The organism is Metamycoplasma gateae (genome assembly GCF_036352135.1).
In the GTDB taxonomy this organism is placed as follows: domain Bacteria; phylum Bacillota_I; class Bacilli_A; order Mycoplasmatales; family Metamycoplasmataceae; genus Metamycoplasma; species Metamycoplasma gateae.
This window is the reverse complement of the sequence record NZ_CP143578.1, coordinates 441035-461246: the sequence shown is the minus strand read 5'-3', so window position 1 is coordinate 461246 and position 20212 is coordinate 441035. Positions and strand designations below refer to the sequence as shown.

Sequence of the window (20212 nt, the reverse complement as noted above, 5' to 3'; positions counted from 1 at the left end):
ATTTGGCGTCGCCAAATTTTTATTTAAATTTCATTACTGCTTTTTTTATTGAATTTAATTGATATTTTTCAATGATTTCAATTGCCTTTTCACTAGGTTTAATGTTTGAAATTTTAAGATTTTCTAAACTTATGTTTTCAAGATCAAAGTTAGTTACTAATTTAGCAATTTTTTGATCTCTAAAAACTATATCCTTAAATTCTTCAAATTTAGTTGCTCAATTAGGTTTTATATTTTCTAAGTTTGAATATATATTTTCTAAAGTTTCAAATTCTTCTAATAATTTAATGGCAGTTTTAGGACCTATTCCCTTAATTCCAAAAAAGTTATCGCTGCTATCTCCAACTATTGCCTTGTAATCAACAACTTGATAAGGTTCAAACCCGTAAATATCTTTGAAATTTTGAAGATTAAGTATGATTATCGTATCCTTATATTTCTTGATAATATTAGTATTTTCATCTATTAATTGATTTAAATCTTGGTCTGCTGAGAAAATTAATTTTTGTTCGCCATTGTATAAAGAACAAACCTTAGCAATTAAATCATCAGCCTCAAATCCTTCTTTTTCAATATTTGTAATATTTAGATTATTCAAAATATCTTTTATTAAGTCCATTTGTTTATAAAATTCGATAGGCATTTTTGCTCTGCCGTCCTTATATTGATTATAAATTTGATGTCTGAAAGTTTTTCCTTTAGCATCAAAAGCAATAAACAAGTGTGTAGGTTTGTGTTCATTAATTAGAGTAAAAAGAGTTCTAAAAAATAGGAGAATAGTATTAGTTGAAAATCCGTTTTCGTCAGTTAGAATAACATTACTTTTATTCATTGCAAAGTAAGAACGATATGCTAAATATGTTCCATCAATTATTAATATTTTTTTATTCATTATTTAATTACCTTTCAATCTAATAAAAGAATTTTGTTATCATCTTTTCTTATGAATTTTATTTTCATTAATTTATTTTTTAATTCATTTAGTTCAGTATTTATTTTAAACATGAAAGCAACAACTTTTTGTGTAGAATCTTGTAGGTCAATTCTTTGATATGCTTTTCCTCTTTTATCATTTCCTAATACAACATTTATACATTGTACAACCATTACATATTCATTATTAATTCTTGTATCGATTAAGCGATTTCCATTCACTTCATAATTTTTAGTTGATGAAAAGTTGTACATTTGGCCCAATAAATCTATTTCATTTTTTTCTAAAACTTTTTCATCATCATCTAAATAGTTTTTTGGATTATTATCAATTAATTTATTTAGTATTTCATTTGAGGTTTTAGCTAAATTTTGACTTATAAAAATCATTGAATTAGAATTGTTATCTATTTCTGCTAGCATTGTCGATTGAGATAGTTTGAAGTTTCTAAAGCAATTTGATTTTATTAAAAGTTCTAAAGTTGCTTTACCTACAGATTTTATATTTTTAAGACATAAAATACAATGTAAAAAATTTATGTATTTATCATTTTGTTTTCTATTTTCAATAATTAATTTAATAATCTCAGGTCCAATCCCTTTTATTAGTGAAAAAGGTAAAATTATACTTTTGTCTTTTATAGTCGCAACGTCATTTGATAAATTAATCTCAGGACTTATTATTTGAATTTTCATTCCTCTTGCTTCATTTACATATTTTGATATTGTCGCTTGAGCACCGTTTGCACTTGTAATACACGAGGCATAAAATTGAAGAGGGTAATTAGCTTTTAGATATGCCATTTTAAAGGTCAGCATTGAATAAGCAACAGCATGAGATTTATTAAATCCATAATCAGCAAATTTTTCGATGTTATCAAAAATTCTTGATGAAGTTTGTAAAGAATAATTATTTTTGAGTGCCCTTGCTATGAAATTATTTCTTATTTCATTCATTTCATTACTTTGCTTTTTAGAAATTACTTTTCTTAAAACATCGGCTTCTTCAAAAGTCATGCTTGCAATTTTTTGAGCAATTTCCATAATTTGTTCTTGATAGATTATTATTCCATATGTATCTTTAACGATTTCATCATATTCTTTTGAAATTGATGGAATTTCTTCTTGTTTAAATTTTCTTTTTCCATAATTTGTAACATAAGCCATAGGACCGGGCCTATTAAGTGAAATAACAGCACTTATATCATTGAATGAGTTAATTTTAATATTCCTTAAAGCTCTTATCATTATTGGACTTTCAACCTGAAAAATCCCAGCAGTATTTCCTGAAGATAAAAGTTCGAAAGTTTTTTGATCGTTATAATCGATTTTTTTTCAGTCTATAACAATATTTAAATTTGATTTTATATTTTCTTCAATTTGTTTAATTGTGCTAAGGGTTTTAAGACCTAAAATATCCATTTTAATTAAACCGAAATATTCTAGATATTCCATACTTAATTGAGTTTGTTCAAATTCTTCATCATTTTTGAAAGAGGGAATTGATTCAATTAATGGTTTATCAGAAATTATAATTCCAGCTGCATGAGTACCAATTTGTCTATAAAAACCAGATATTTTTGATGTTTGGTTAATTATTTGTTCAGCAAATTCTTCATCATTTTTATTAACTTGCATAAGCTCATACATAAAAGCAGAATTCTTTTTAGCTTCTTCGGACAAACTAGTTTCGTCTGAAGAAATTAGTTTTGATACACGATTAATTTGCGTAGGAGAAACTTCATAAGCTCTTAAGACATCTCTTATTGCTGATTTTTTACCTAATGTTGAAAACGTTATGATATTTGAAACCTTATCTTCTCCATATTTATTTACTAAATAATTTATTATTTCATATCTTCTATCATCCTGTACATCGACATCAATATCAGGCATAGAAATTCTTTTTGGATTTAAAAATCTTTCAAAAATAAGGTTATATTTAATTGGATCTATTTCTGTAATTCCAAGTATGTATGAAATTAAAGAACCCGCAGATGAACCTCTACCTGGACCTATTGCAATGTTATTATTTTTAGCTCAATTTATTCAGTCTTGAATGATTAAAAAATAATCTTCAAATTCTAAAGATGTGATGATTTCAAATTCTTTTTTTAGCCTTGATCTATACTCTTCATTTTTAAAAAGATTAATAAAATCCTCATTTCCATTTATGTTTTTTCAAATTAAATATCTAAGATAATCTTTTGAACTTAAATTTTGATCATTTTTGAATTTTAGCAATTCGTATTTTTGTTTTTCAAATGAAAAAAATAAATCTTTAATAAATTCATTAGTTTTTAAGACTAGTTTTTTAACTAATTTATTTTTTGGATCAAATTGAAAAAATAAACCTGGATCTAATTGTATTTTCTCTTCATCGTTGTTCATTTTTTTAAGCAAGCTGATAATTGAATAATCTTCAATATCAAGAGTAATAAAATTGTTAAAAATTAAATAATTTACCTCTTCATTTAAATTTAAATTATCATTGTTAATTTCTTCTAAAGAAATACCAACATAATAGCTTTTATTTTTAATTATATTGTTGGTTAATTTGTAATAACTATGGTTAGGATTTTCAATTATAAAAATATCATTAAAACTTAGAATTTCTTCTAAGGTAATTTTTTCATTATTTAATAAACGATATGATATTTTTTTTAGTGTAATAAAAGCTTCTTTATTTTTTGCAAATAAAACAAATTTATAAGGAACTTCATTTACAAAAAGTGAAGTTTCTAATCCGAAAATGGGTTTAATTCCATTTTCTAAACATTTCTTATTTGCTTCTCCTAGACTAAAAAAATGATTTTTTTCGGTAAAAACTATGTAATCTATATCATTTTCCTTAGCTTTTTTTATAGCATCATCAACAGTTATAGTACTTTCAAAAAATGAAAAAATTGTTTTTAAATGAAGGTTATATAATTTCATGTTTTAATTATAAATAATATAAAAAAATAATTAATTTAATTTATAGAAAGAGTGTGTTCAAAAGATTATAATATCAGCAATTTTTTAAGTATTTTTTAACACCTTTTTAAGTAAAAAGCCGTTTTTCTTCTTAATTTTTAATGATATTTTTACAATAGCTTTTTTTAGCATAATTTTATGACTTTTTATAACGATTTTATCGACAATTTTGTGTAGAAAACTTATATTTTTTTGAAAAAATTGCTGATTTTTAGAAGATAACTAAAAATGAAATTTGTTATAAAAAAGCTCTATTTTATTACATTAGAAAAAAAGTATAAAAAATTGAGACTTTTTATTGAATTAGTCTCATAAAATTATTTGCAGGTCGAAAGAAAAAACTAAATTTATTAAAAAATAAGAAGGAGGGTAAAATGAATCAAGTTAAATTTTTTGTTGATAATTCAGCGGATATAAATTCTAATGATTTAATTAATTTAAGAACATTTTATTCTCCTATAATAGGAAGTTTAGGAATTACTTTTTATCATCATTTATTTGATTTATATAATATTAATAAATTAAAAAAACATGATTTATATGAGACAAGTGAATTTTTATTATTAGATTATTTTGAATTAGAAGAAACTAAAAATAAATTAGAAGGTTTAGGTCTTATTAAAACATTTCAAGATAAGGACGGAAATTTATTGTTTAAATTAATAAAACCATTAAACGCTAATGAAATTTCTAATAATTGTTTAATTGCTAATATTTTAAAAAATAAAATTGGTGAAATTAAATTTAATGAATTAATTAAACAACATGCAGTTTATTATTTTGATAATAAAAACATGAATGATGTATCAAAAACATTTTTTGATGTATTTAATTGCGATAAGAATATGCTAAAATCAATTGAAACATTTGATTTTACCTTGGTTAATGAAGATGAATTATTAAATACGTTATCTTCTGAAGAATATATTTTTAATTACACCAAGAGAGAACTGAGCCCATCACAAATACTAATGCTTAAAAAAATTAAGTTATTAAACTTTGATGATAAAGCTATTAATTGCTTTATAAAATATTCTATTTCAGTAAATAATTCAATAGTTTGCAATTATATTTTAAAAATTGCAGATGATTTTGCTAAGAGAAACTTATTTGAGGCTGAATTAATTGATAATGAACTATCTCAAGTTATTAATTTTAAAAATAATACAAGCATAAACTTTGCTACCCCTAAATTTAAAGAAATCTCTCATAATTTAGATGATGGATTATCATGAGATGATTAATTTTTGAGAGGATATAATGAAAAAAGAAATATTAGAAAGTGTTATTTCATTTGATAATAAAATAAATGTTGAAGAATTAAAAAAAGAAGTTTTATCAAAAGATTTTATTATTGATGAAATTAAAAGATTAAACCTAAATGATTATCAAATAAAAAAAGGTATGGGGATATTACAAAGATATCACGATTATGTAATTGAAAATAATTCTAAACCTTCATATAAGCTATTTGTTGATATTTATGGTTTTTTAGCAGAGGATTATTCTGCTGATTCAATGTTTCAAAAGAGTAGACTGATTGATAATTTTTGATTAACATCGATAACAAGTTTAGATCCTAACATTCAAAGTTATTTTGATAATTATTCATCTTCTTCAATGAATGATACTAAAGTTTTTTCTCAGTCAAAAAGTAATATAAAAAATTATATTAATTCATTAATCAAAACAAAAGAATCATTAGGAATTAAAGAAACATTAGAAAATGCTTTTAAATCTCCTGAATTTAGCTACAACATATGATTATACGATAATAGTATGTCAGTCGGCAATGACATTTTAAAATATATCGCAGCTATGAATGGAATTTCTTTTGATAAAAGCGTTGCGTTTATTTCAGCAAACGATTTATTTAATTATTTATCTTCCAATGCTGAAGAAAAAAAATCAATTGAGCTTTATTTAAATAAGGTAGATGTATTATTAATTTCAAATTTATCTTTAGGACTAAAACCACAATGATTCTTTGATTATTTAATAAATATTTTTGCAACACGAAAATTAAAAACACTTTCAACGGTAATTTCTTCTTCAAGAGATATAACAAATAAAAAAACAAAACTACTAACAAGCTACTATTATTCAAAAGATCAAAAAAACGATTTGGAAGAATTATTTAGAAACTTAATAATAAATAATTTTAAAAAGATAATAATTAATTAATAATTTATATATAATATTTAAGCCCGATAAAAAAATATTTTTTTAATAATTGTATTTTTTCTAAAAACACTAATAAAAAAGGTGTTTTTTTTATACTTATTTTTCCTTTTTTTATAATTTGTTTTGTTAAAAAAATTAAAGTAAAGTTAAGAATTAAGAAATTAAAAAAAGATTGAGGAAAAATGAAAAATACAACAAAAAGAAAATTTTTATTATCATCTCTAATTGCAACACCAGTTTTACCAGTTGCATTAGGGCTTATTTCTGTTCAATGTCAACCTGAGCAGTCATTTGAGGCAATTAAAACAAATGGTTATGCTGATCAAATGCAAAAATTAGCAAACAAAAGTATTACTATGGCAGGAGCATGAGCAGATGCTAGATTTTATGAAAAAACAAATCCACAAGATTTAGTAGTTATCGGGGCAACAAACTATATTTCTAACGACGGAGTTCAAGCAAGATCAGACTTAAAATTAGGAGATATTAAAGCTATTCAACAGCTATTAATATTAGCAGTTAATAGTGCCGGAGCTGAAGCTAAAAGCGGTGTTGAAGGTAATTTAACATATAAAGATTCAAATAATAAATTAAATAGTATTTTTAAAATTTATAACCACGATGGATATACTCCTGTAGGTTTCGAATCAGAAATTACTTATAACATTCTTGGTGAATCTAAAAAGGCATATGCAACTATGCCAACAGGTGATAGTGAATATATTTCATACAATGAAACAGACAAAACATTTTCGACAGTATCAGCTGATAAAAAGTTAAAAATTCAATTTATTCCATCTTCAGATGCATCATTAGTACAAAAAGCAACTGAAAAATTGGCTAGATTCTTTATGGAAAAATCAATTACAAATATTGAAATTTCAGTTTCAAGTGATTACAATGCAGCTGCATCTGCTTTAAAATCAAAATCAATAGACGTAGCATTTTTACCGGTTGATACATGAGCTAAATTATCTGGAAATTCAAGTTTTATCTTACAAGCAGGAAGAAATGTTCAAATTATTGACCCTTACATGAGTAAAGAAAATTCTTCTGCACCTAAATTTAATGATGAAAAACTTTTAGTAGAAGCATTTAATAATTACAAAACATTTAACAATAATAACTTGTATATAAATAAAGAAGCAGCTTCAAACCCACAAGCAACAACAGAAGGATATAATGAACAATTAAAGGCTCATGTTGATTCTTTAGCTGATGGCACTGACTTACCAAAGGTTGGTTTCTACCGTTCATATATTTATGTTAACAAGAATTCAGAAATCTATAAAATTGTTAAAAAAGCATTAGATGAACAAGGTTCAGATTGACAATTAAATTGAGATGATGTAAGTAAACATGTTATTTATGGTTATACTTCAACAACTTCAGCCGCATCATTTACATATCCAGAACAATGATTTAAGAAACATTTTATCGGTTTTAAAACATTCTTAAAATCATAAAAATATAATGTCTGACAAAAACAAAGATAAAAATATAAATATTAATGATAAACAATCTTTTAAAGAAGATTGAAATATCGTTTGAGAAAATGCATCAAAAGTATATCCAAATGGTACTAAAGGATTAAGTGATATTAACCTTGAAATTAAACAAGGAGAATTCGTTGCCGTTATTGGATTATCGGGTGCAGGAAAAACAACATTAATAAAAACAGTAAATAAAATAAGCGGTATAACTTCAGGGACTCTAAAAGTAGGTCCCTACCTTGTTAACAATTTAAAAGGTAACAAATTAAGAAAATTTAGAACTAAAGTAGGAATTATTTTTCAAAACTATAATCTTGTTGAAAATATTTCAGTTTTACAAAATGTTCTTTCTGCAAGACTTCCACAAATGAATAAATTTAGAGCATTTTTTGGTTTATATAGTAAAAAAGATGTTGAACTTGCTTATCAATGTCTTGCAAAAGTAAATATTTTAGAAAATGCATACGACATGGCTAAAGATTTATCAGGTGGGCAGATGCAAAGAGTTGCACTAGCAAGAACATTAGCTCAAAAACCTAAAATAATCTTAGCTGATGAACCTGTAGGAGCTTTGGACCCTATTATGGCTAAAAGCGTTATGGATGGCTTTCTATTTGCAAATAAATTAGAAAAAATAACTGTTGTAGCAAATTTACATCACGTTGATTTAGCATTGCAATATGCTGATAGAATAATAGGTGTAAAAAAAGGAAGAATTATTTTTAATGATAGTTGAGAAAAAGTGGATTTAACTAAGTTAAAAGAAATATATGGCGAAAAATTAGAGCAATTTGATGAAGAGCAATTTATTGAAAATAGACGTAAGAGACAAATAATTCAAAAAGAAATTTTAGATAAAATTAGTGAAAATAAAAATAATGAATAATTCAAGTGCTAAATTTAAATTATTTAATGAGTCTATAGTTAATTATTTTAATCCAAAATTTATTGATATTAATAATCAAAAAGTTACTAAAAAGTTTCCTTGATTAAAAATTTTAGGTGGAACAATAATCTTTATATTAGTAATATCAATGATAATTGCTATAAAGCCCGATTTTCAAAACTGAAAAGAATTTTGAAGACAAATAGGACATTTTTTTGAGGTTAATAAAGAAGCAGAGATTGGTGCTTCAACATTTACACCTACTGAGACCTTTATTAGAAGTCTACAATATTTATGAACGACAGTTTCGTACTCAATTTTAGGTACTATACTTGGAATAATTCTTTCTGTACCTATTGCTTTATTGAGTTCTAAAAACTTTATAAAAGACAAAATTATATACTTGCCTTTTAGAATAATAATGTCGATTATAAGAGCAGTTCCACCTGTTGTATTTGCTTTTATATTCTTCTTCTTATTTTCAAAAAGCTTAGCTGCAACTTTTTCAATCGCAATATTTGTATGTTCTTTAATGAGCAAATGATTGTATGAAGATTTGGACACATATGATACAAGTGCTTATTATGGAGCACAAGCTATTGGTAATAGCAAGGCTTTAGCATTCAAAAGCGCGATATTACCATATTTAATGAAAAGAATAGTTTCATATGGATTTTATTCATTTGAAATGGTTGTAAGATTTGCTGCTATTCTTTCAATTGTAGGAATTGGAACTATAGGACAGCTTCTTTCGGATCAATATGCTGTGGAACATAATTTTTCACATATGTCAATAGTTCTATGAACTTTAATAACCTTAATGATATTCATTGAAACTTTGAATTTCTTAATTAAAAAATATATTTTAGATTATTCACAAAAACATCCAACGATTGATGAAAAATTACCATATAAAAAACAACTAGAACAACTAAAAAGTCAAAAATCTAAGATGTTTATTTTTAAAATATTTATTTTAATATTTGTTATTTCCTTAATTATTGCCTCATTGACACAAATTGAATGAAACATTGGAAACTCTACAAAAATTAATCAATTTAAACATGGTATCAAAAAATTATTTAATCCAGATTGGAGTTTATTTGGAGGAGAATGAAAAGGTACTAAAACAAGCGTTATTCCTCTAGGTATTGATGCTTTATTGGTTTCAATAGCTTCTTCTATAATTGGTTTATTCTTTGCCTTAATTCTTGGAATATTAGCATCAAAAAACATAAATAAATATTTTTCATACCCATTCAAGTTATTAATAATTGTATTAAGAGCAATACCAGCATTTACGTTTGCGTTATTATTCTTAATACTTTCAAAAGATTCAAAACTTTTTGCCGGGGTATTAGCTTTAGGTATTCACTCAATTGGTATGCTTGGAAAATTAATAATGGAATCTGTGGAAAAGATACCAAATAAACTATTTCAATCTCTTGACTCCCTTGGAGCTACTTGATTCCAAAAAGTTAAATTTGTAATTATAAAATCAATACTTCCTCAAGCCTTATCGAACTTTTTATATAGAGTTGAAATTAATTTCAAGAGTACAGTTGTTATAGGCGCAGTAGGAGCAAGTGATTTTGGTTTCCAAATTAGCACTTATTCATCTGATTCAAATAATTGAGATAAATTATCTTCATATTTATTATTTACCATTGCAGTGCTACTAATATTGGAACAAATTTCAAACATGGTAAGATCAAAATTAATGACTGGTTATTTCTTTGACCAAGATGTGTGATTTAAAAAACTTCTTAAAAGAAATATGTTAATTAAATCATTAGCAATATCTAAAACAAATAATATCAATTTTGCAAACGACAAATACTATGCAAATTACATGATTGCTTTTCATAAGTTTAATAAATTATTTATTTATAAATATTGAATTGAAAATAAGAATTTACCTGATGATATTCTTTTAAAAGAGTTAAATTCTAAAAAGAAAGAATATATTGATCTTTATAGACATAATATAAAGCTAGTAAAAGATGATGTTTCTTCTATTTATAAACAAACATATGATAGTGTAATGAAAAATAATATGAGTATAAAAAATTGATTTAAAAGAAAAAGAATGGCTAAAAAATCTGCTAATATAGCTATTGAAAATTATTTTGAAAAACAAGCATCGATAGTGAGAACATAATGAATTTAGAACAAAAAATTACTGAATTTTGAACATATATTAAAAAGGCTAAAAATATAACATTATTTACACATGTTGAACCTGATGGTGATACACTTGGCTCAGCAGTTGCATTAAAACATTTGATTCTTTTGAATGAAAAAGGTAAGAATGTAAGAATTTCGGGCGGGGATTACCCTAGAAATTTAATGTTTTTAAGCGATGAAGAAATACAATTAGTTGATCAAGATTTTTTTGATAGTTCATTAAAAATAGTTGTTGATACTTCAACAAAAAAAAGAATATATGACAAAAGAGTCAAAACAGAAGAATCATTAAAAATTGATCATCATCCTTTTGAAGGTAAATGACTATTTGAAATTGGCGGTGATTTTTGACCGGCTACTGGTCAGTTAATGACTAAATTAGCAATGATATTAAAATTAAAAACTGATCAAAAAGTTATTGAAGCATTAGCTGTTGCAATAATTACAGATACAGAATTTTTTAAAGAAAGAAATGTTAATTCTGAAACATTTGAATGTATGAAATTTCTAATGGATCAGGGTCTTGATTATAATAATTTATTAAAAAAGATGCAACTTAATGAAGCTGAAAATTTATTTATTTTAAAAGCTATTAAAAATGTTGAAGTTAATAGTTTAGTATCTTATATGATAGTTGATGAAGAAGTTTCAAACGACATTGCAAGACCTTTGGTTGCTAAGTTTGTTGAACAATCAACTACTGAGGTTTCTCTTGCTTTTCTAAAAAGAAAAGAAGGCGATTATCGCTGCGAAATAAGATCTAAAACATATTTTGATGTATCAAAAGTTGCTAATGCCTTTGGTGGTGGAGGACATTTAAATTCTTCAGGATTTATACAAAATGATTTAACTAAATTAAACGAAATTCTTAACTTTATTAATAAAAGTAAATAAATTACATTAATTTAAATCTAAAAAGAAGGTCTGTAATAATATTAAGTCCTTCTTTTTGTTCATACATTAATGAGCTGATTAGCCAAAATATTTATATATAATTTAATAATACAAATATAAATGAAAGGAATTATTATGTTTGAACCCATAGAACCTTATAAGAGTGGGCATTTAAAGGTTAGTGATATTCATAGTATTTATTATGAAGAAGTTGGAAATCGAAAAGGACAACCAATATTATTTGTTCATGGTGGTCCTGGAGGAGGAATTTCTGAATCTAGTCGTCAATATTTTGATCCTAAACATTATAGAATTATTTTATTTGATCAAAGAGGTTGTGGGAAATCTATTCCATCAGCAGAAATTAAAGATAATACAACATTAGACTTAGTTGAAGATATGGAAAAACTAAGAAAAGAATTAAAAATAGATAAATGAATTTTATTTGGTGGATCTTGAGGGTCTTGTTTAAGTTTAATTTATGCTATAAATTATCCTCAAAGTGTAAGTGGAATGATATTAAGAGGAATTTTCTTAGGTAGATATGAAGATGACCAATATCTTTATCAAAAAGGGGCTTCACATTATTTTCCAGAAGCTTATGAAGAGTTTTCAAATTTTGTTTCAGAAGATGAAAAACATGATTTAATAAAAGCATACAGCAAATATTTAAACAGTAAAGATTTAAAACTTGCTTATAAGGCCGCTTATCATTGAGCAAAATGAGAATTAGGATTAATTACATTAAAACCATTATTAGATATTGAAACAATTTTATCTAACGATAAATCAAACCTAGAACTTGCAAGGTTGGAAAACCATTATTTTATTAATCATATTTTTTTAGAAGACAATTATATTTTAAATAACATCAAAAAAATAAAACACATTCCTACAATAATTATTCATGGTAGATACGATATGGATTGTAGACCCGAAGGAGCTTATTTATTACACAAAAATTTAGAAAATTCAAAGTTATATTTTGTTATTGCGGGCCATTCTTCAAAAGAAGAAGAAATTGCACAAGCATTAGTTGATGCCACCGAAGAATTTAAAATACTAGCATCTAATTAGATATTAATAATGTATAATCAATTGCTAAAATTATAAAAAACAAAATTTAAAAAAACTTCGCTTAATTAGGTGAAGTTTTTAATTATCATTTTTCTAAAATATTTTGAAACTTTTCCTTCTTCAACTTCTATTAGCTGATAGATATAATTTTCCACTCCATTTAATAAACCTAATACAGTTCTTTCTTCACTTGAGTAATCTCACAATCTTTTGTAATTATAATCGCTCGCACATAAGCAGAAAGATATTTATGTTTTAAATATTCAACATTAACAGACTTAAATAATTCTAAGAAAATTTCACTTTGTGATAAATTTTCAACTGTAAAATCATTATCATTTAATCATTTTTTAAACAATTAAATCTCTTATCAAATTTAGTCAAATCTCGCATACTCTTTATCAATTCCAGTATTAGCATAATAGAGAAATGTTTTATCTCCCTTGATTAGTTTATTGATAGTATTAAAATCTATATAACTACTTCAAATATATTTTGTAATATTTAGTATTTTTAACTGTTTGCTAAAACAAAAAACGAAGCATTTTTCGTTTTTTTTAACTAATTTGTTTGATTTTTTTTGATTTTTTTCTTCAAAACATACAAATAAACCCTTTTAATTCTAGAAGATGTGTAGCGTTTCGAAGTACATAAATTTATGAACTCATCATAAGAATTAGCTTGTATATTTTTTTTGAATAAATTTTCCATTCCTTCGGACATTAATTTAATTTTTGAAAGTTTGTTTGCATTTGTTTTTACAATAATTTTTTTAAATTTTTTGTAAGTGTCTTCTATTCTTTTTACCTTCTTTATTTTTAGAGGAGAAAATTTGGATATGTCTTCATTGTTTTTAATCATCTCGCGTAGCTTTGTTCCAGAAGCATATTCATCACTTATATCTTGTGAATGATGAGAAATAGAACGTTTTATACAATTTAATTTAATATTTATATTGTTATTAATAACATATTTAGTATATTCAAATCCTAAAATGTCCTCAGGTATTTCCTTTTCATCTAGGAATAATTTTAGAGATTCATAACAAGCAAAAATAAATGATTTACCTGTCTTTAATATTTTTTTAACGTTTTTATCATATTGTTCTTTATTCCCTTTAATTAGTTTGGAAGCTTTTATATATTTATTTATGTCATTTGTATCTGAAGTTCCAAAAAACAGAACATCAATCTTATTTTTATTTAATTTATCAATTGCACCTTTTGCAAAAACATGTGCTGCTTGTGTCGAAGTTTCAAAATCTAATTTTATAACCTTATCAACACCATATTTTTTGCATATTTTTTTTCTTGTTGAAAACGAGGAACATGCTATTTCTCCGCGTTGAGTGTAATTAGATGAAAGGGCGACTATTATTTTTGAATCAGGATATATTTCTTTAATTTTTTTTAATAAAAAAATATGACCATTATGAAATGGGTTAAATTCAGCTATTAATCCTATTCTTAACATTTCATCCACCTCTTTAAAAAAATAAAAATAAATTTTATTTAAATTATAAATAACTATATTAAAAAAAATTTTAGAAAAATTAACGAAAACATTATTTGTCTTATAATTTAAAATACTAATTTAGAATAATAAAAAAACGGAGGAAATATGGTTGATATATCGGTTAAAAACGTAGCAAAAAAACTTAATATAAAAGATTATCAAGTTGCTGAAACATTAAAATTATTGCAAGACGGTGCAACAATTCCCTTTATTTCGCGTTATAGAAAAGAAGTAACGGGCGGATTGGATGAAGAACAAGTAGCAAGTATTTTTAATTTATATGAATATGATGTAGAATTACAAAAAAGAAAAGAATATGTAAAAAATATACTAGAAGAAAAGAAATTGCTAGATCCAGAAATTGCTAAAAAAATAGAACAAGCTTCAACGAAACAAGAAGTTGAGAATATTTATGAACCTTTTAAAATTGGTAAAAAAACTAAAGCTACTGAAGCCTTAGCTCTTGGATTAGGTCCTTTTGCTGACCTTATTTTAAATAATAAGGATGAAAATTTTAACGTTTTTAAAGAAGCTGCAAAATACATTGACAATAAAACATTATTAAATACAGATGATGTAATTGAACAAACTAAATTTATAATTGCTCAAAATATTTCCCAAGATCCTCTTGTACGTGATTTTGTTAAAAATCAATTAGTTAATTATGGGACTATTATCACAAAAAAGAAAAATGTTGAAGATGAAAAAGAAACATTTAAGCAATATTATGACTATAATGAAAAAGTTAAAACAATACCAAACCACCGAATTTTAGCAATAACAAGAGGTGAGGATAAAAAAATATTATCTTACACAATTGAATTTAATGAAAAAGTAATAATTTACCATTTAAATAACAAATTTTTCATTAACAAAAGAACTGCAAAAATAATTAATGAATCAATCAAAGATGCCTTAGATCGTTTGATATTTCCTTCGATTATTAGAGAAATAAAGGCTGATTTATTTGAAAGAGCAGAAAAAGAAGCTATAGAACTATTTGCGCAAAATCTTGAAGATTTATTGTTATCACCAGCTGTTAAAAATAAAAGCATTTTGTCAATTGATCCGGGATATTTAAATGGTTGTAAGTGCGCAATGTTAGATGGTAATGGTAATTATTTAGAAGGATTTATTATTTATCCACATTCTTCTTCAAAAGATAAATTTTTAGAAGCTGTAAAAAAATGCCATGAAATATTATCTAAATATTACGTAGATTTAATTGTAATTGGAAATGGTACCGCAAGTAGAGAAACAGAGGAATTTGTTGATAAACTTTTAAAAGTAAGAAGAGAAAAAGGTTTTAATATTGATACTAAATTTGCAATAGTAAGTGAGGTTGGGGCTTCTGTGTATTCAGCTTCAAAAATTGCACAAGAAGAATTTCCTAATCTTGAACTTGAATATAGGTCAGCAATAAACATAGGTAGAAGATTTCAAGATCCACTTAATGAACTTATTAAAATAGACCCTAAATCACTTGGTGTTGGACAATATCAACATGATGTAAATCAAAAACAATTAGCATCAAAATTATCATTCAAGGTTGATAAGGCAGTTAACATGGTGGGCGTTGATTTAAATACTGCAACTAAATTTATTTTAGAATATGTTTCTGGGCTTTCTAAAACCATTGCCCAAAACATCGTAGATTATAGAAATGAAAATGGTGTATTTAAATCAAGAAATGAACTTAAAAAAGTAAAAGGATTGGGACCGAAAGCTTACGAACAATCAGTTGGTTTCTTAAGAATTTATGACTCAAAAAATATTTACGATAAAACAAATATTCATCCTGATTTATATGATTTAGCAGATAGTGTTGTAAAAGAATTAGAAATTGACCTGAAAGATATCGATGTAGAAACACTAAAATCAGCAAACATCGAAGAATTATCTAATAAATTAAATTCAAGTAAGTATGATATAAGTTTAATAATTGATTCTTTATTAGCTCCAGGTAAAGATATTAGAGACAATAAATCAGGTTTTATAGTAAACGATAAAATTTTGAGATTTGAAGATATTCAAATAGGCCAAGAAATTATAGGCCAAGTTCAAAATATAACAAACTTTGGTGTTTTTGCATATATAGGATTAAAAGAAAATGTGTTAATTCATATAAGAAATATGAAAAAAGATGAAAACCATTTTATCAAACATCCTTCAGATGTGATTTCAATTGGTTCAAATATAAATATCAAAATTATTGATATCGACAAAAATAACTTAAAATTACAAGGAAAAATAATTTGATAGATTATAAAAAAATATAATAATTAGTTTTTTTATAATCTAAATTACATTTTTATATTAAAATTTAATCATACTATTTTTAATCAAGATTAAAAAGGGTTGGTCGCTTTGGCCAATCCTTTTGTAATAAAATTTAAATAAAGGAGAAAATATGAGCATCAAAAGTACAAATACAGCATTAAAAGCTAAAGAAATATTTAATGCGATTTATAATGTTTCACAAATTAAAAGAATTGATGAAGATATTGTAATTAATTTATTCAAAGGTGCAGTCGAACAAGTTATATTAGGTCAATATGATCCTGATGCTGAACTTGAATTTATTATTGATAAAGAAAATAAACAATTTAAAATTATTAACCACACAAAAATTGTTACTGAAGAACCTAAAACAGACGAGGAAAAAGATAATTTTTGTCCATGTATTGAAATCACAATTAAGGAAGCCTTAGAAATAAATCCAAACATCGAAGAAGGAGATATTATTTCGGATGAAATTGATTTTGAAAGATTTCATAAGAGAGATTATCAAAAAATACTAAGTATTTTTAATCAACAAATTCGCGAATTAGAAAAGCAAATGATTTTTAATAAATATATAAATCTAATTGGAAGTATTGTTAAGGCAAAAATTACAAATATAACAAAAACTGGAACTTTAATGGAATTTCAAGATGGTACAGTTGCATATATGCCCCCATCAACTACAAATCTTAGATTGCTTGCAAATTTAAGACCAGGTGATTTAATAGATGTTTATATCGAAGAAGTAAAACCTGAATCAAAAAATGCTCAAGTTTTAGTTTCATCAGTCGAATCTAAACTATTAAATAAATTATTTGAACAAGAAATACCTGAAGTTGCATTAGGCTACGTGGAATTAGTTAAAGTTGTTAGAATTCCTGGTGAAAGAGCAAAAGTTGCAATTAGAAAAACTGAATCAGCTCCTTTTGCCCTTGAAGAATTAGGAACTGTAATTGGTAAAAACTCAGAAAGAATTGAAGCAATCTCAAAACAATTAAAAGATGAAAAAATTGATGTTGTTTTATATGACGAAGACAAAATAAAATTTGTAATGAACGCAGTAAGTCCGTCAAGAGTTATTGATATTCTAGAAAAAGAAGATTCTACCGAACAATTTAAGAGCTATATAGTAATTGTGCCTAATGCTCAACATACACTTGCAATAGGTAAAAGAGGTCAAAATGTTCGCTTAGCTTCTGAACTTACAAAGAGTCGTTTAGACATAATTTCTCAGGCTCAAGCTGATCAAATGGGAATTCAATACACTTTCGAAAAGGCTAATATTAGTGAAGAAGAAGCTAAGTTAAAATACCAAGGTCAAAAACTAAATCTAAAACCAATTAATAAAAAGCCTGCAAGAAAATCATTTGATTCAATTTTAGATTCTTCATTTAATATTTCTGAATTTGATGAAGATTTGGCCGAATTAAGACAAAAGGCTCAACAAACAGAACAAGTTTTTGAAAAACAATTATATGAATCAAATATTGATGACGATATTGAAAAAGCATTGTCAGAAATTCAAAATGAATTTAATTTCAATATAGAAGAAGATCCTGATTACGATGTTTATTCAGAAAACATTAAAGATGTTGTAGTTAAAGATAAAAAAGAAATTGAAGAAGATTATGAAAAAATAACATCTACAAAGATGAAAGATTTCAAAAAAGATGCTGATTTAAGTGCTGGATTAGAAGACTTAGACTTAAGTGATTTAGATAATGAAGATTGATAAAAAATATTCTCGTAAGTCTATAGTTGATGGAAAAATTTATCCTGTATCTCAACTAATTAGATTTGCAAAAATAAATAATAATTTTTATTTTGATCCAAATATTGAATTAAAAGGGAGAGGAACGTATTGTCTAGATAATCCAGACCAAATTAATTCATTATTCAAAAAACACTTATTAAACAAAGCTTTCAGGCAAAAAATTGATGAACCAATATATGAAAAGTTAAGAAAAGAGGTGGAAGAATGGGTAAGCAAAAAAACAATAAAAGAACATCAAATGTAGACAACATTAAAGAAAAACTAAATGTTGTCGAAACAAAAGTTCAAGATGGTGTATTTATTTTTAGTGGCCCTCTAACAGTTGGTGAATTTAGTAATAAAATTAATAAAACAGCAGCTAATATTTTGACTTATTATTTTAAAAAAGGTGTTATGAAAACTATCAATACTTTTTTAAATGAAGAGGAAATAGCTGAATTATGTTTAAATTATGATCTTGATTTTAGAAAAGAAGAAACTGTTGATGCTGATAATTTATTTGATAAATTAGAAATTACTAATGACCCAAACGACTTATTTACACGTCCTCCAATTGTAACAATAATGGGACACGTTGATCATGGTAAAACAACTTTAATTGATCAGATAAGAAAAAGTAATATTTTAGCATCTGAGTTTGGAGGAATAACACAACACACTGGCGCATATCAAGTTGAATATAACGGACGTAAAATTACTTTTCTTGATACACCTGGACATGAGGCATTTACAGAAATGCGTTCTAGAGGTGCAAAAGTTACAGATATAGTTATTATTGTAGTCGCAGCTGACGATGGTGTTAAACCTCAAACAATTGAGGCCATTGACCACGCAAAAGCTGCTAATGTTCCTATCATTGTTTTTGTAAATAAAATGGACAAACCAGGCGCTGATCCTGAAAAAGTAAAAAGTCAATTAAGTGAGCATGATATAGTTTGTGAAGAATGAGGAGGACAAAACCAATTTATTTATGGATCAGCTATGCAAAATGAAAATATTGATTTACTTTTAGAATCAATATTCTTACAATCTGATTTACTTGATTTAAAAGCTAATTTAAACCGTGATCCATTTGGAACAGTTATTGAATCTAAAATTGACAAAGGAAGAGGTGTCGTTTCTACTATCATTGTGGAGAATGGAACCTTATTACCTAGAGATTTCATTGTTGCTGGTGGGCAATATGGAAATATTAGAAGTTTAACCTCAGTTGATGGCAAACCATTACAAAAAGTTTTACCAGGAACACCTTGTGTTATAACAGGTTTGAATAAAAATCCTTTATCAGGAGATAGATTCATTGTTATAAGTGATGAAAAATTTGCTAAAAAATTAGCTGAAGAAAAATCATTTATTAATAAACAAAGAGAATTGAGTGAGAAAAATTCTTTTTCGATAAAAGATGGACAAAAAACTTTGAATATCATTATAAAAACTGACGTTCAAGGGACTGCTGAAGCAATCAAACAAACACTTTTAAAAATTAAAAATGATGAAATTTCAGTTAATGTTATAAGAGCAACAGCAGGAGAATTAACAAAAGCTGATTTATTACTTGCTGAAGCATCAAATTCAAGAATTTATTTATTTAATATTAATATTTCAAGTGAAATTAAAAAACTAGCAGAGAATAAAAAAATTAAAATTGCTTCACACAATATTATTTATAAAATAGTTGAAGAATTAGAATCAATTATTAATACATTAAAAGAACCAGTTTATGAAGAAAAACAAATTGGATTGGCAACAGTTATACAATTATTTTTCTATTCAAAAGTTGGAACAATTGCTGGATGTAAAATGCTTGAAGGTTCTGCAAAAGAATTTTGTAAAGTTGAAGTTTTTAGAAGAGGCAAAAGCATTTTTAAAGGATCAATAAGTTCTTTAAAAAGAGAAAAAAATGATGTTAAGGTAGTAGAAAAAGGTTTCGATTTTGGTACTCACGTTAAAGATTTTGATAAAATAGAAGTAGATGATGAATTAAAATTTTATGAGGATGTATTAGTTTAA

Annotated in this window: 14 protein-coding genes; 11 read left to right on the top strand and 3 right to left on the bottom strand. The window is 25.3% G+C overall.

Features of this window, described 5'->3' with window-relative positions; translation table 4 throughout:
* Positions 1-19: 19 nt before the first annotated feature.
* Positions 20-892 (bottom strand): 5'-3' exonuclease, encoded by an 873-nt coding sequence (locus V2E26_RS02170; protein ID WP_330463238.1) that lies wholly within the window; start codon positions 890-892, stop codon positions 20-22.
* Positions 892-3870, bottom strand: a complete 2979-nt coding sequence (gene dnaE / locus V2E26_RS02165; RefSeq protein ID WP_330463237.1) for a DNA polymerase III subunit alpha — start codon at positions 3868-3870, stop codon at positions 892-894. Before dnaE ends, V2E26_RS02170 begins: the two co-directional genes overlap by 1 nt.
* Before the next feature lie 413 nt (positions 3871-4283).
* Between dnaE and V2E26_RS02160 the strand changes: the two genes are divergently transcribed.
* The 7 genes from V2E26_RS02160 to pip all read left to right on the top strand — a co-directional run bounded on the left by V2E26_RS02160 (position 4284) and on the right by pip (position 12630).
* Positions 4284-5153, top strand: coding sequence for a DnaD domain protein (locus tag V2E26_RS02160; protein WP_330463236.1), 870 nt, complete (start codon positions 4284-4286; stop codon positions 5151-5153).
* A gap of 16 nt (positions 5154-5169) precedes the next feature.
* A complete protein-coding gene (locus tag V2E26_RS02155; protein ID WP_330463235.1) occupies positions 5170-6093 on the top strand; it encodes a primosome protein in 924 nt (307 codons plus the stop codon).
* 182 nt (positions 6094-6275) lie between these two features.
* The gene (locus tag V2E26_RS02150; RefSeq protein ID WP_330463234.1) at positions 6276-7559 is read left to right on the top strand and encodes a type 2 periplasmic-binding domain-containing protein; all 1284 of its coding nucleotides are present in this window, start codon (positions 6276-6278) and stop codon (positions 7557-7559) included.
* A gap of 7 nt (positions 7560-7566) precedes the next feature.
* Complete coding sequence (gene phnC, locus V2E26_RS02145) at positions 7567-8472, top strand: phosphonate ABC transporter ATP-binding protein (RefSeq protein ID WP_330463233.1); 906 nt, start codon at positions 7567-7569, stop codon at positions 8470-8472.
* Positions 8465-10633: a PhnE/PtxC family ABC transporter permease gene (locus tag V2E26_RS02140; RefSeq protein ID WP_330463232.1), complete on the top strand. Its 2169-nt coding sequence runs from the start codon at positions 8465-8467 to the stop codon at positions 10631-10633. The genes phnC and V2E26_RS02140 overlap by 8 nt, the downstream gene beginning before the upstream one ends.
* Positions 10633-11553 carry a DHH family phosphoesterase gene (locus tag V2E26_RS02135; protein WP_330463231.1) on the top strand — a complete coding sequence of 307 codons (921 nt, stop codon included), beginning with the start codon at positions 10633-10635 and terminating at the stop codon, positions 11551-11553. Before V2E26_RS02140 ends, V2E26_RS02135 begins: the two co-directional genes overlap by 1 nt.
* A 135-nt stretch (positions 11554-11688) precedes the next feature.
* The gene (gene pip, locus V2E26_RS02130; RefSeq protein ID WP_330463230.1) at positions 11689-12630 is read left to right on the top strand and encodes a prolyl aminopeptidase; all 942 of its coding nucleotides are present in this window, start codon (positions 11689-11691) and stop codon (positions 12628-12630) included.
* Positions 12631-13191: 561 nt separating this feature from the next.
* On the opposite strand, the gene V2E26_RS02125 is transcribed toward pip, so the two are convergent.
* The gene (locus tag V2E26_RS02125) at positions 13192-14103 is read right to left on the bottom strand and encodes a nucleotidyltransferase (protein WP_330463229.1); all 912 of its coding nucleotides are present in this window, start codon (positions 14101-14103) and stop codon (positions 13192-13194) included.
* 147 nt (positions 14104-14250) lie between these two features.
* Between V2E26_RS02125 and V2E26_RS02120 the strand changes: the two genes are divergently transcribed.
* From V2E26_RS02120 to infB, 4 genes are all read left to right on the top strand, one after another.
* Positions 14251-16407, top strand: coding sequence for a helix-hairpin-helix domain-containing protein (locus tag V2E26_RS02120; RefSeq protein ID WP_330463228.1), 2157 nt, complete (start codon positions 14251-14253; stop codon positions 16405-16407).
* Positions 16408-16555: 148 nt separating this feature from the next.
* On the top strand, positions 16556-18163 hold the full coding sequence (gene nusA / locus V2E26_RS02115; RefSeq protein ID WP_330463227.1) for a transcription termination factor NusA: 1608 nt from the start codon (positions 16556-16558) through the stop codon (positions 18161-18163).
* Positions 18150-18446 (top strand): YlxR family protein, encoded by a 297-nt coding sequence (locus tag V2E26_RS02110; RefSeq protein ID WP_330463226.1) that lies wholly within the window; start codon positions 18150-18152, stop codon positions 18444-18446. The genes nusA and V2E26_RS02110 overlap by 14 nt, the downstream gene beginning before the upstream one ends.
* Positions 18407-20212 carry a translation initiation factor IF-2 gene (gene infB, locus V2E26_RS02105; protein WP_330463225.1) on the top strand — a complete coding sequence of 602 codons (1806 nt, stop codon included), beginning with the start codon at positions 18407-18409 and terminating at the stop codon, positions 20210-20212. Before V2E26_RS02110 ends, infB begins: the two co-directional genes overlap by 40 nt.